Raw genomic sequence first — 12,694 nt, 5'->3', positions numbered from 1 at the left:
GGTAGTAGCCTAGCTCTCCTAGGCAAACGATTAACAAGGCTAGATTGTGAGGTGTGCCGCGTGGCACGTGCCGGAGTGACGGCTGAGCGACTGACCCTGGCGGCGGCCGACCTCGCCGACGAGGTGGGCGTCGAGAACGTGACGGTCGCCGCCCTCGCGCGGCACTTCGGTGTCAAGGACGCGAGCCTGTACTTCCACATCAAGAACGCCCACGACCTGCGGGTCCGGATTGCCCTGCTGGCGCTCGCCGAGCTGGCCGACGAGGTCTCCGACGCGCTCGCGGGCCGGGCCGGCAAGGACGCGCTGGTCGCCTTCGCCAACGCGTACCGGGACTACGCGACGCGGCATCCGGGCCGGTACGCCGCCATGCAGATCGACCTCGACCCCGAGACCGCCGCCGCGAGTGCGGGTATCCGGCACTCGGAGATGACCCGGGCCATCCTGCGCGGTTACCAGCTCGCCGAACCGGACCAGACCGACGCCATCCGGATGATGCACAGCACGTTCCACGGCTTCGTGAGCCTGGAGCGAACCGGCGGGTTCCGGCACACGCCACGCCCCACGGACGACTCCTGGGCCCGTACCCTCGACGCCCTCGACGCCCTCCTCAGCAACTGGCCGCAGCGGTGACGGCCGGGCGGGCATGTGGTGCCATGCTCGCCCGGCCGTCACCCGCCACGGCTCCCCGCCGCAGGTCAGATCATCGGCCGGCCTCGGCGATGAGCGGGCGTCGCTGTGCGGTCCGCTGTCGGAGCAGGACGAACCCGAGCCCCGCCAGGAACCAGGTGGCGAGCACCGTGAGCGGTACCAGCGTGTGCGATCCGCCGAAGTAGCCGAAGTTGTTGACCGCGCGAACTGCCGCGCCCGGCGGGAGCTTCGCCGAGATCGCCTGCGCCCAGCTCGGCAGCAGGTCGACGCCGATGGTCGCACCGCTCGTCGCGTTGCCGATGGTGGTGAGGGTGAGCACGGCGAGCGCGATACCGATCGGGCCGAGCCAGGCGCCGAGGGCCTTCGTCGTGAAGGCGCTGGCGGCCGACAGCAGGATGAGCGACAGGGCGAGCAGGGGGAACGGCGCCGTCAGTGAGCCGTACACCGGTCCGGCGACCGTGGCCGCGACCACGCCGATCACGACCGCGAACCCGCCCATCGCGTAGAGCCGGTGGCGCAGGCGAACCTTCGCGGTGGCCGCGGTGAGCCCCTGCGCGAGGACGAACGACGCGAGGGTAACCCCGAAGACCACGTAGAAGGCGGAGAGTCCGCGGCTGTCGTAGCTGGCCAGCGGCACGATGTCGTTCTCCTGGACGGTCATGCCCGCGTGCCTGCCGAGACCGGCGACGAGTTGCCGCGCGGCGCCGCTCTCGCTGAAGCCGCTCGCGCCGGCGTAGTCGAGCCGCAGGCTGTCGGGGGAGGCCGCACTGAGGACCGCGACGGCGTCGCCGTCGTGGACCAGGGCGGCACCGCTGTCGACGCTGGTGACCGGTGTGACGGCGACGGCATCGCCGAACCCGCCGGTGGCGGTCGCGGCGAGTTGCTCGCCGACCACCGCGATCGGAAGGCGGCTCGGTGCGGGATCACGTTGCAGCCCGACGTAGACGGCGATGAACGCCGTACCGATGATCAGCCCGGTGATCACCAGCGACAGCCAGGCTCGACGCTGGGTGACGACGGGCGTTTCCCGCTCGGTGGGTGGATCGGATGGCGACGTCATGGGTGCTTCCTCGGGTAGTGTGGTTTGAATGTCCAACCAGATGAACCGTAGCACCCCCGGTTTGAATTCCAAACCGGCGCGGGACACGCTCGCGGTGGCGCTCGATGCCGTCAACGACAGGTGGTCGCTGCACATCGTGCGGGCGCTCGCCTTCGGCGCGTCGCGGTACACCGAGATCCTGCGAGCGGTCGGCGCACCCCGGGACGTCCTCGCCGCCCGGCTGCGGAAGCTGGCCGAGAGCGGCATCCTCCAGGCCCGCACATCCCAGGACGGCAAGGTCGCGGGGTACGAACTCACCCAGAAAGGCCGTGACCTCGGTCAGGTGATCCTCGTGCTCAAGCGCTGGGGCGACACCTACAGCGATGCGGAGGTGCCCACGGTCGACTTCATCCACGACGTGTGCGGCGAGGTGTTCGTCGCCGAGGTCCGCTGCCAGGCGTGCGGCGGGCCCCTGAAGTCCGGCGAGCTGTCCCTCGACAAGGAGTCCCCGGCATGCTGACCGACCTGGAGTTGGCCGACTGGCGCGAGCGGGTGGCCCGGCTGTACCTGTCCGACGTCGACCTGGCGGGCTTCCGCGCCGGCCGCGACGACCTGTTCGCCACCCACCCGCAGAGCCCGATCCCGGCGGACGAGCGGGCCGACTTCCGTGGCGTGCGGTACTTCCCGCCCAACCCGGAGGCCGTCGTCGAGGCGCCCCTTCGGCCGGCCAGCGGCGAGTTGAGCATCGACACCGGCGGCCCCGACGGGGTCGTGAACTACCGGCGGGTGGCGGTGGCCGAGACGCCGTGGGGGCCGCTCACCCTCTGGTGGATCGAGGCGTACGGCGGCGGACTGTTCGTGCCGCTGCGCGACAGCACCTGCGGGCCGGAGACGTACGGCGGGGGTCGGTACCTCACCGACACGGTCAAGGGGACCTTCGGCCGGGGTGTCGAACTGCTGCCCGATGACCGGGTCCGACTGGACGCGAACTACCTCTACAACCCGAGCTGCGCGTACGACGACCGCTGGGCCTGCCCCCTCGCCCCACCGGAGAACCGGGTCGACGTCCCGCTGCGGGCGGGCGAGCTGTCGTACCACTGACCAGCGAGCAGCAGGCCCTGCCCCACGTCCGCCGATCTTGCACTTTCGGTCGTCGAAATGCCCGCCCCGCTCACCTTTGTCGCAGCAGAAACTGCAAGATCGGCGGGGCGGGGCGGGGCGGGGCGCGGGCGTGGGCGTGGGGTGGGATGGCGTGGGCGGGGTGGGGGTTAGTGGGTGTTTGGTGGGCGGGAGCCGGGCATCTGCATGCGGCCCAGGAGCTGCCTCGCCTGGTCGGCGAGCTGTGCGTCGACAGTTACCGCGTACTGGCCCGCGCGGAGCGAACTGGCTGAGGTGAAGTCGCGCTGCCCGCCGGTCATGGCGTGCGCGACCGCGCCGAACACCGCGCCCCAGATCGCGCCGATGACCAGGCCGACCAGGATCACGGCCAGCCAGTTCCCGACGGTGAAGATGCCGAACAGCAGACCGATGAAGAGTCCGAACCAGGCGCCGGTGCCGGCGCCGAGCAGGGCCGCACGGCCGGTCGTCATCCGTCCGAGCACGGTCTCCACCAGCGTCAGGTTCGTGCCGACGATGGCGGAGTGCTCCACCGGGAAGCGGTTGTCCGCCAGATAGTCGACCACCTTCTGCGCGGACGGATAGTCCGGATACGAGCCGATCGTCACAGTGGGTGGGCCACCCTCCGGCCCGTGCCCGTGCCCGTCCGCGCCCGGCGTGGATGGGCGGCCTGCCGGCCCGGACGGAAGCACATCGCCACTGGTTGCGCCGGGCTGCCACGCGGCGGCCGGCCCCGAAGCTGAGGTCATGAGCATCCTCCCTCGTCAGCCGACGGGGTTCCCACCAGTGCCGAGGGGTAACGCCCGGCTCGCCGATGGGTGCCACGTCCAGGGCGAGGCATGCGCGCCGACGGCCTGGGTAGCCAGGCGGGTGCAGACCGCAACGATCAGCGACCACGGTTTCCTCGCCGACGGCCGTTCCGCGGCGCTGGTGGACCGTTCGGGGTCGGTGAACTGGTGGTGCCCGGATCGGTTCGACGCGCCGTCGGTGTTCGCGCGCCTGCTCGGCGACGACGCCGGGCACTGGTCGATCCGGCCGGAAACCGACGACTTCACCGTCGAACGCCGCTACCTCGACGACACCCTGGTGCTGCGAACCGTATTCCGCACCCCCCAGGGCGAGGTGGAGTTGACCGACGCGCTCGCCCTCGAACCGGGCGCGCGCGAGCACGACATCGGTCATCGCTCGCCGCAGGTGCTGGTCCGCAGCGTGCGGGGCCTCTCCGGCGAGGTGCCGATGCGCGTGCACTACCGACCCCGATTCGAGTACGGCCGCACCACGCCGTTCCTGGTCGAGCGGGACGGCGCCCTGGAAGCCGTCGGCGGGGCCAGCCGACTCACCCTGGTCGCGAGCGTGAAGCTGACCTGCGGCGACGGCGAGGCCGCCGCGACGTTCACCGCCCGCGCCGGCACGATCCACAACTTCACCCTCGGGTACGCCCCGACCTACGACTCGGCCCGACCCCAGGTGCCCGAGGCCGACCAGACCATCGCCGACACGGCCGAGGGGTGGCGCTCCTGGGTCCGCAAGCACGCGTACAACGGGATCTACGCCGAGCACGTGCGGCGCAGCGCGCTGGTGGTGCAGGGCATGACGTACCGGCCCAGCGGCGCGGTGGTGGCCGCGGTGACCACCTCGCTGCCGGAGGAGCTCGGCGGGGAGCGGAACTACGACTACCGGTACGTCTGGGTGCGCGACTTCAGCCTGACCCTGCGGGCGCTGTGGCGGACGGCGTGCGCCGACGAGGTGCAGCGCCAGTTCACCTGGCTGGGGCGGGCCATGGGCCGCATCGACGAGGAGCCGGTACCGATCATGTACGGGGTGCTGGGGGAGCGGGACCTCACCGAGCACCGCCTCGACCAGCTCGCCGGCTATCGTGACAGCCCGCCGGTGATGATCGGCAACGACGCGTGGCGGCAGCGGCAGACCGACATCTTCGGCGAGGCGATGGACGCGGCCTGGCTGATGCGCGACCGGCTGGATCCGATGGCGCCCGACGTCTACCACCTGCTGCGCTCTCTCGCCGACAAGGCGGTTCACGACTGGGCGCTGCCGGACGCGGGGATGTGGGAGGAGCGCGGGATCGAACGCCACCACGTGTCCTCGAAGGTGCACTGTTGGGCGGCGCTGGACCGGGCGGTCCGCTTCGGCACACGGCTGGGTGAGCCGCAGGACGTGGCCCGCTGGGCGGCCGCCCGCGACGAGGTCCGCGCGGAGGTGCTGGAACGAGGGTGGAGCGAGCGGGTCGGTGCGTACACCGGGAGTTTCGAGTCCGACGACCTGGACGCGTCGGTGCTGGTGCTGCCGCTGGTGGGGTTCGTGCCGGCCGACGATGAGCGGATGCTGTCGACGATCCGGGCGGTGGAGGCCGAGCTGTCGCACGACGGCCTGCTGCGACGCTGGGACGGCGACCCGGCGGGGTTCCTGATCTGCTCGTTCTGGCTGGTGTGCTGCCTGGCGCTGGCCGGTGAGCGGGACCGGGCCCGCGAGTTGTTCGACACGCTGCTCGCACGGCTCAACGACCTGGGACTGTTCGCCGAACAGATCGACCCGCGGACCGGGGAGCAGTTGGGCAACTTCCCCCAGGCCTTCTCGCACATCGGTCTGATCAACGCTGTCGGTGTGCTCAGTGACCTCGAGCAGAACCCGGAGCTGCGCGGCCTCGGCACTCCACCCGGCTACTTCATGCCGGCGTCGCGCTGAGCACGCCGCCCACCTGCGCGGGCGGACGACGCCCGCTCGGAGGATGATGCCGGCATGAGGCTGGTGCTCACGGCGGACACGCATCTGCCCAAGCGGGCCCGGGACCTCCCGGAGCAGTTGTGGACGGCGATCGAGGCGGCGGACGTCGTGCTGCACGCCGGCGACTGGGTCGACGAGGCGCTGCTCGACGCGATGAGCGCACGGTCGCGGCGGCTCGTCGGCGTGTACGGCAACAACGACGGTCCGGCGCTGCGCGCCCGGCTGCCCGAGGTGGCCCGCGTCGACCTCGACGGGCTACGGGTCGCCGTGGTGCACGAGACGGGCCCGCGCACCGGCCGGGAACAGCGGTGCGCGGCCCATTTCCCCGACGTCGACGTGCTGGTCTTCGGGCACTCGCACATCCCCTGGGACTCCGTCGCCCCCGGCGGACTGCGCCTGCTCAACCCCGGGTCGCCCACCGACCGCCGATCCCAGCCGCACGCCACCTACCTGGAGGCCGAGACGACCCGGGGCGGCCTCACGCGCGTACGGCTGCACACCCTGCCGCGTCGCTGACCGCCGGGCCTACTGGCCGCGACCCGTCTCGGCCTGGAGCTCGTCGATCCGCTTGGAGGCCTCGGCCTTGGTCAGGTCGTCCGGCAGCGTCGCGTCCGCCTCCCGGGCCAGCGTGGCCAGGTAGGACTCCTGGGCCGCCGTCGGCGGCTCGTCGCCGGTGACCCACTCGTCCGGGTCCTTGATCGCGCCGCGTGGGTCGGCCTGGTCGTTGCTGCTGTCCGTCATCCTCATCACCCTTTCTTCGAACAGGTGTGCCAGTACCCCGATCACCGCCGGTTCATGCCCCTCGGACGACACCTACGATCATCGGATGGACGTGGACCGGTTGGGCGTGGTGGTGGTCGGGGCGGGCATCGCCGGGGTGGCGTGCGCGGTGGAGCTGACGCGCGCCGGGGTGCCGGTGCAGGTACGCGAACGCGGGCACGTCAGCGGCGGCCGGATGGCCAGCAAACGCTTCGACGGCCGCCCCGCCGACACCGGCGCCGCGTACTTCACCGTCAGCGACCCGGACTTCGCCGCCGTGGTCGACGACTGGCGTGCCGCCGGGCTGGTCCGGGAGTGGACCGACACCTTCTGGGCGTACGACACCAGCGGACGTCACGACGTGCCCGGTCCGCTGCGCTACGCCGCTCCACGTGGCCTGCGGTCTCTCGTCGAACACCTGGCCGGCACCGTGCCGGTGACCGTCGACCGGTTGGTGCTCACCGTGGAACCCGGCCCGACTGTCGACGGCCAGCCATGCGAGGCGGTCGCGCTGGCCATGCCGGGACCGCAGGCGGCCCTGCTGCTCGACCCGGCCCTCGCCGACGCCACCCGGGTCGTACAGGCGCAGACCTGGTCGCCGACGCTCTCCGCCGTGCTGCGCTTCGGGTCCCGGCACTGGCCGACCTTCCACGGCGCGTTCGTCAACGACCACCCGGTGCTCAGTCTCGTCTGCGACGACGGCGACCGGCGGGGCGACGACGCGCCGGTGCTGGTCGCGCACACCGTGCCGGAGTTCGCCGCCGGCCACCTGGCCCAGCCCAGCGGTGCCGGGCCCGCGATCGAGCAGGCCGTGCGGGACCTGCTCGGTCTGCCCGAGGAGGCCGCCCACCTGCACGTGCACCGCTGGACGTACGCCACGCCGACCGGCGGGCGCACCGACCACACCCACCACCTCGACGCCGACGGGATCGGCCTGGCCGGCGACGCGTTCGGCAAGCCCCGCGTGCAGAGCGCCTGGCGCTCCGGCCGGGACCTCGGTCGCGCGCTCGCCGCCCGCCTCGGCTGACCGGCCGCCGGCGCTCAGTTGTGCCCGGCGGCGGCGACCGGCTGCGCCGACTCCCGCTCGGACGGGTCCTCGGTCCGCTCGCCCTCGCGGTCCAGCAACTGCATCACCGGGGTCGCCGCCACGCCGTGCACCACCACGGACACGAGCACCACCAGCCCGACGGTGGCCCACAGCAGCTCCGCCTGCGGGAAGTCCGCCTTCGTGGTGGCGTACGCCAGGTAGTAGAACGAGCCCACGCCCCGGATGCCGAACAGCGAGATCACCCAGTGCTCCGCCGGCCGACCCGGCGCGCCGCGCAGCGACAACCAGCCGACGGCCGGCCGGATCAGGAAGACCAGCGCCAGCCCGACAGTCGCCGCCGGCCAGGTCAGCGGGGTGAGCAGGCCGCCCACGATCGCGCCGCCGAGCAGCAGCAGCAGCACCAGGGTGAGCAGCCGCTCGACCTGCTCGGCGAAATCGTGCAGCACCGAGTGGAACTCGTGGGTCCGCTCGGCGGCCCGGATGGCCCGCGCGGCCACGAACACCGCCAGGAAGCCGTACCCGCCGGCCACCTCCACCAGCCCGTACGCGAGGAACGTGGCCGCCAGGGCCAGGAAACCCTCGGCGTGCCGGGCCAGCCGCAACTCGCTGGGCGCCCGGAAGAACAGCTTGCCGAGCAGCCAGCCGATGAGCAGGCCGCCACCCACACCGACGCCGACCTTCCAGAGCACGTCGACGGTGAACCACTCGACCACCCACTCGCGCGGGGCGAGGCTGGTCGCGGCGATGGCGATGGCCGCGTAAACGAACGGGAACGCCAGCCCGTCGTTGAGGCCCGCCTCCGAGGTCAGGGCGAAGCGGACCTCGTCCTCCGAGTCCTCCACATCGGTCGGTTCGCCGACCTGCACATCGGCGGCCAGCACCGGGTCGGTCGGCGCCAGCGCGCCGGCCAGCAGCAGCGCCGCGGCCGGCACCAGGCCGGCCCACCACCAGCCGAGCAGCGCCACCGCCGCGATGCACAGCGGCATCGCGATGGCCAGCAGTCGCCAGGTGGAGGACCACCGGGTCCAGCTCAACGGCCGGTCGATCTTCAACCCCGCGCCCATCAGGGCGACGATCACGCCGATCTCGGTGAGGTGGGTGGTCAGCTCCGGGTGCGCCAGCGGGTCCGGTGTCGGCAGCCCGACCGGCAGGAGGAAGACCAGCATGCCGAGGGCGAGGAACGCGATCGGCATGGACAGCGGGCGGCGCTCCAACACCCGGGGCAGGATGCCCGCGAGCAGCGCGCCCAGACCCACCAGCGCGAACGCCACATCTACCGGCTCCACGAACACCACCCTCTCGCCGCACCCGCGCGGTGCGGGCAGGTGGCCACAGACCATGCCCCGGAAGACTCGCGGCTATGCGTGTACGCCCCGGCGAACCGGAGTGACCGTCACCTCGGCCGGGTGAGGGGGGAATCCGCCAGCTCGGCCAGCAGCGCGGCCGGGTCGTCGTACACGGCCACCGCGCCAGCGCCGGCGAGTTCGCCGCGGCTGGTGCCGCCGCAGGTCAAGCCGACGCACGGGATGTCCAGCTTGCCGGCCGCGGCGACGTCCCAGACCGAGTCGCCGACGAAGACGACCCGCTCGGCGGAGAGCCCCGACTGCTCCAACGCCGCCTCGAGGATGTCCGGCGCCGGCTTGCTCTCCTGCGCGTCCGCCGAGGAGGTGACGGTGTCCACCACGTCGTCCGCCTTCAGGGCCCGTAGCAGCGCGCCGACCTCGTGCTCGGCGGCGGAGGTGGCGAGCACCACCCGCAACCCCTGCTCGGCGCAGGCACGCAGCAGGTCCGCCGCCCGAGGCAGCGGCGTCAGCCGTTCCCAGTACTCCGTGTACAGGGTGTCGTGCGCGTCGCGCAGCTTCGGATCGTCGTCGCGGTCCCGCTCGGGACCGAGCAGGTGATCCAGCAGCTTGTCCGAGCCCATACCGATCGAGCGGTGCACCGTTGCCATCGGCACCGGCCGGTCGACCTGGCGCAGCGCCTCCCACCAGCTCACCGTGTGCAGGTAGGTGGTGTCGACCAGGGTTCCGTCGACGTCGAAGAGCACCCCTTGGGGTTGTTCGTTGGCCATGGGCGCACTCCTACCCGTTCGACGGTCGGCTGATTCGTTCCGGCCGCGAGCGTGGGAGCGATTCAGTGCGCCTCGGCCGGCGGGACGAGGATCTCGAACCAGACCGTCGAGCCGCGCACCGACGGGTCGGTGCCCCAGGCGTCGCTCAGCTCCTCGATCAGGCCCAGCCCGCGCCCGCGACTGCTCAACGTGTCGGTACGCGCCCGGGTCACGGTGCCCCGGGTGCCGGAATCGGCGACCGAGACCAGCAGCCGCTCGGGGCTCAGGTCGATCTCCACCCGGGCGGCCGTGCCGGCGTGCAGCAACGCGTTGGTCGTCAGCTCGCTGGTGCACAGCACCGCCGCCCCGATCACCGACTCGGGCACCTGCCACTCGGTGAGCTGACCGGTCATCCAGTGCCGGACCCGGCTCGGCGCGGTCGGCTCCGCCGGCATCTCCATCGCCGCCGACCGGCTCGGCTTGAGCGCGTGCTCGACCGCCAGCACCGCCACGTCGTCCTCGGTGCCGCCGGCCACCGCCGCGGTCGCCACCGCGCAGAGGGCACGAGGGTCACTGGTGCCGGCCTTGGCCACGGCGTCGCCGAGGGCGTCCATTCCGGCGCTCAAGCTCTGCCTCCGCCGCTCCACCACCCCGTCGCTGAACAGCAGCAGGGTGTCGCCGGGCGAGAACGCGACGGTGACGGTGGTCGGCCGCCCGCCCAGCCCCAGCGGGGGACCGGCCGGTAGGTCCACGTACTCGGCGTTGCAGCGGCCGTCCGGCGTGCAGCGGCGGATCAGCGGAGCGGGGTGACCGGCGCTGGCCAGGGTCAGCTCCTGCCGCTCGGCGTCGATGACCCCGAACGCCACCGTCACGAACAGCTCGTGGGTGCCGGCCTCCACACCGAGGCTGGTCACCAACCGGTCCAGGCCGGCCAGCACCGCGTCCGGCGCCGGATCGGCAAGAGCCAACGCGCGCAGCGCCGCCCGCACCTGACCCATCCGCGCCGCGGCCTGCACGTCGTGCCCGGCGACGTCGCCGAGCACCACGCCGAGCGCGCCGCTGGGCAGCAGGAACGCGTCGTAGAAGTCGCCGCCCGCCGCGTTGCCGTCCACCCCCGGGTCGTAGCGGGCCGCGATCCGCAGTCGGGGCAGGTCGGGCAGGTGCTCGGGCAGCATGCTGCGTTGCAGCAACTGGGCGGTGCCGTGCTGGGTCTCGAACCGCCGAGCCCGCTCGGCGGCCTGGCCGATCAGCTCCGCCGAGGCGGCCAGCAGCGCCCGTTCGGCCGCCGACCAGGTGTGCGCGACCTGGTAGCCGACCGTCAACCCGCCCCGCACGACCGACGTACCCAGCGGAAGCGACGCCATCGAGCGGATCTTCTGGTCGTGGCGGTCCACGGCGGTCTCGCGCAGCGGTTGGCCGTCGCGGGTGAACAGGGCCTCGCCCGAGCGGGCCGTCAGCGCGACCGGACCCGTCCAGTCGGCGGGCGCCCGCCGCCACAGCGGAGGCAGCCGCTCGTCGGCCTCGTCCATCAGCTCGCCGCGGACCCGGCGCACCATCCGCCAGCCGCCGCCACCCTCGTCGACCACGAACGCGACCCGGTCGGCGTCGAACATGGTGATGGTGTGGCGCAGCGCGACCCGGGCCACGTCGTCGAGGGTGAGGGTGCCGGCCAGCGCGGCGGCCACCTCGCTGAGACTCTGCAACTGCTCGGTGACGTGGGTGGTTTCGGCGGCCACCGTCAGGATTCCGACGATCCGCCCGGTGCTGTCGCGTACGGCCGAGTGACCCCGCGTGAAGACCACCTGCTCGACCACGCCGGAACTGCCCCCGCTCAGGGGGAGCGTCGACTCCTTCTCCAGGAACGGCACACCCTGCCGGTAGGCGCGCTCGATCACGTCACCGAAGCCGGGCAGCGCCCAGACCTCGGCGTGGACCTCGGCGGCCGGTCGACCGAGGGCGCTCGGGTGCTTGCTCCCCAGCAGCTCGGCGTAGCCGTCGTTGTAGAGCAGGACCAGATCGTCGCCGTACGCGAGCGCCATCGGCATCGGCGAGGCGAGGATCAGCTCGACCACGGCCCGGATCGCCGAATCCCACCCCTCGCGCGGGCCGAGCGCGGTGGCGGACCAGTCGTGGGCGAGCACGGCTGCCGCACCGGGCCCGGCGGATAGGCCGGGGACCGGAATTGCTGGCGTGGGGACTCGCCCGACCGTTCCTGGCATGTTCGCAGCCTAGCCGGCCGTCGCTCAGCCGCATCCGATCATGTGCGCGGGTCGCGGGCCGCCCCCGCGCGGTGGCTGTTAGGGCAGGTCAGGGCCCCTGTTAATCGAATTGTCGGAAAAATGGCAGTGAGCCGCACGGACTGCCGTACCGGTGGCCGGGTATGCGCCCGGCGCAGTCCACGCGACAGGAGGGACATCATGCTCAAAACCCTCGCGGTCCGACAGGCCGACATCGGCGATGCCATCGCCGACACCTGGAGGTCGGTGCTGCTCTTCATCCCGAAGGCAGTGGCCTTCATCGTCATCCTCGTGGTCGGCTGGCTCATCGCCAGAGCGGTCCTCAAGATCGTGGATGCGGTGTTGGAACGGGTGCGCTTCGACGAAGCGGTCGAACGCGGAGGCATCAAACGGGCACTCGAGAGAACGAAGTACGACGCCAGCGACATCCTGGCCAGGTTGGCGTACTACGCCGTCCTGCTGTTCACCCTGCAGTTCGCCTTCGGAGTCTGGGGGCCCAACGCGATCAGTGACCTGATCAGCGGCGTGGTGTCCTGGCTGCCGCGCGCGTTCATCGCGATCGTCATCGTGGTGATCGCGGCCGCCATCGCCAACGCCGTCCGCGATCTGGTCACCGGGGCGCTGGGCGGACTCTCGTACGGCAAGGTCCTGGCCGACCTGACGGCGATCTTCATCATCGCGCTCGGCGTGATCGCCGCGCTGAACCAGGTGGGCATCGCCACCACGGTCACCACTCCGGTGCTGATCGCGGTCCTCGCCACGGTCGCCGGCATCCTGATCGTCGGCGTCGGCGGTGGTCTGGTGAAGCCGATGCAGAACCGCTGGGACGGCTGGCTGGACCGGGCCGCCCGAGAGGCCCAGGCGGTGCAGGAGCACCGGCGGGCCAACGCTGCCGGGCGGGGCGACATGCAGCGGCAGATGGCCGACCGCGGCGGTGACCGGACCCAGGCCATGCCCCGGGTCGACGAACAGTCGACGGTGGCCGGTGGGCGTGGCACGTACCAGTCCGGTGCGGCCGACGAAACCCAGCAGTACCGCCCGTAGCGGGGCGTGAT

General features: G+C 72.2%; 13 protein-coding genes. 7 read left to right on the top strand and 6 right to left on the bottom strand.

All coding sequences use genetic code 11. The features are described 5' to 3' along the window. Window positions 1-60: 60 nt before the first annotated feature. Window positions 61-630: a WHG domain-containing protein gene (locus tag ABZU91_RS11835; protein ID WP_355237787.1), complete on the top strand. Its 570-nt coding sequence runs from the start codon at window positions 61-63 to the stop codon at window positions 628-630. Window positions 631-700: 70 nt separating this feature from the next. Here the strand turns inward: ABZU91_RS11835 and ABZU91_RS11830 are convergent, their stop codons facing one another. Continuing rightward, complete coding sequence (locus tag ABZU91_RS11830; protein WP_355237784.1) at window positions 701-1,708, bottom strand: hypothetical protein; 1,008 nt, start codon at window positions 1,706-1,708, stop codon at window positions 701-703. Window positions 1,709-1,736: 28 nt separating this feature from the next. On the opposite strand from ABZU91_RS11830, the gene ABZU91_RS11825 reads away from it, so the two are divergent. Together ABZU91_RS11825 and ABZU91_RS11820 are read left to right on the top strand one after the other, a co-directional pair. After that, on the top strand, window positions 1,737-2,207 hold the full coding sequence (locus ABZU91_RS11825; protein WP_355237781.1) for a helix-turn-helix domain-containing protein: 471 nt from the start codon (window positions 1,737-1,739) through the stop codon (window positions 2,205-2,207). Beyond that, window positions 2,204-2,788, top strand: a complete 585-nt coding sequence (locus ABZU91_RS11820; protein ID WP_355238279.1) for a DUF1684 domain-containing protein — start codon at window positions 2,204-2,206, stop codon at window positions 2,786-2,788. Before ABZU91_RS11825 ends, ABZU91_RS11820 begins: the two co-directional genes overlap by 4 nt. Window positions 2,789-2,955: 167 nt before the next feature. On the opposite strand, the gene ABZU91_RS11815 is transcribed toward ABZU91_RS11820, so the two are convergent. Next, window positions 2,956-3,552, bottom strand: a complete 597-nt coding sequence (locus tag ABZU91_RS11815; RefSeq protein WP_355237778.1) for a general stress protein — start codon at window positions 3,550-3,552, stop codon at window positions 2,956-2,958. Window positions 3,553-3,673: 121 nt separating this feature from the next. Here ABZU91_RS11815 and ABZU91_RS11810 point away from each other — a divergent pair, with 121 nt between their 5' ends. After that, window positions 3,674-5,506: a glycoside hydrolase family 15 protein gene (locus ABZU91_RS11810; RefSeq protein ID WP_355237775.1), complete on the top strand. Its 1,833-nt coding sequence runs from the start codon at window positions 3,674-3,676 to the stop codon at window positions 5,504-5,506. A gap of 54 nt (window positions 5,507-5,560) precedes the next feature. After that, window positions 5,561-6,061 carry a YfcE family phosphodiesterase gene (locus ABZU91_RS11805; RefSeq protein WP_355237772.1) on the top strand — a complete coding sequence of 167 codons (501 nt, stop codon included), beginning with the start codon at window positions 5,561-5,563 and terminating at the stop codon, window positions 6,059-6,061. 9 nt (window positions 6,062-6,070) lie between these two features. Here the strand turns inward: ABZU91_RS11805 and ABZU91_RS11800 are convergent, their stop codons facing one another. After that, window positions 6,071-6,286, bottom strand: a complete 216-nt coding sequence (locus tag ABZU91_RS11800; RefSeq protein ID WP_355237769.1) for a DUF3072 domain-containing protein — start codon at window positions 6,284-6,286, stop codon at window positions 6,071-6,073. A 106-nt stretch (window positions 6,287-6,392) separates the two neighbouring features. On the opposite strand from ABZU91_RS11800, the gene ABZU91_RS11795 reads away from it, so the two are divergent. Further along, window positions 6,393-7,331, top strand: coding sequence for an FAD-dependent oxidoreductase (locus ABZU91_RS11795; RefSeq protein ID WP_355238277.1), 939 nt, complete (start codon window positions 6,393-6,395; stop codon window positions 7,329-7,331). 14 nt (window positions 7,332-7,345) lie between these two features. Here the strand turns inward: ABZU91_RS11795 and ABZU91_RS11790 are convergent, their stop codons facing one another. From ABZU91_RS11790 to ABZU91_RS11780, 3 genes are all read right to left on the bottom strand, one after another. After that, window positions 7,346-8,638 carry a cation:proton antiporter gene (locus ABZU91_RS11790; protein ID WP_355237766.1) on the bottom strand — a complete coding sequence of 431 codons (1,293 nt, stop codon included), beginning with the start codon at window positions 8,636-8,638 and terminating at the stop codon, window positions 7,346-7,348. 107 nt (window positions 8,639-8,745) lie between these two features. Beyond that, the gene (locus ABZU91_RS11785; RefSeq protein ID WP_355237763.1) at window positions 8,746-9,423 is read right to left on the bottom strand and encodes an HAD family hydrolase; all 678 of its coding nucleotides are present in this window, start codon (window positions 9,421-9,423) and stop codon (window positions 8,746-8,748) included. A 62-nt stretch (window positions 9,424-9,485) separates the two neighbouring features. Continuing rightward, complete coding sequence (locus tag ABZU91_RS11780) at window positions 9,486-11,621, bottom strand: SpoIIE family protein phosphatase (RefSeq protein WP_355237760.1); 2,136 nt, start codon at window positions 11,619-11,621, stop codon at window positions 9,486-9,488. A 198-nt stretch (window positions 11,622-11,819) separates the two neighbouring features. Here ABZU91_RS11780 and ABZU91_RS11775 point away from each other — a divergent pair, with 198 nt between their 5' ends. Next, the gene (locus ABZU91_RS11775) at window positions 11,820-12,683 is read left to right on the top strand and encodes a hypothetical protein (protein ID WP_355237757.1); all 864 of its coding nucleotides are present in this window, start codon (window positions 11,820-11,822) and stop codon (window positions 12,681-12,683) included. Window positions 12,684-12,694: the final 11 nt, after the last annotated feature.

The sequence above is a fragment of the Micromonospora sp. NPDC005174 genome (assembly GCF_040608495.1).
Lineage (GTDB): Bacteria > Actinomycetota > Actinomycetes > Mycobacteriales > Micromonosporaceae > Micromonospora.
This window is presented reverse-complemented; position numbering and strand designations above follow the sequence as displayed.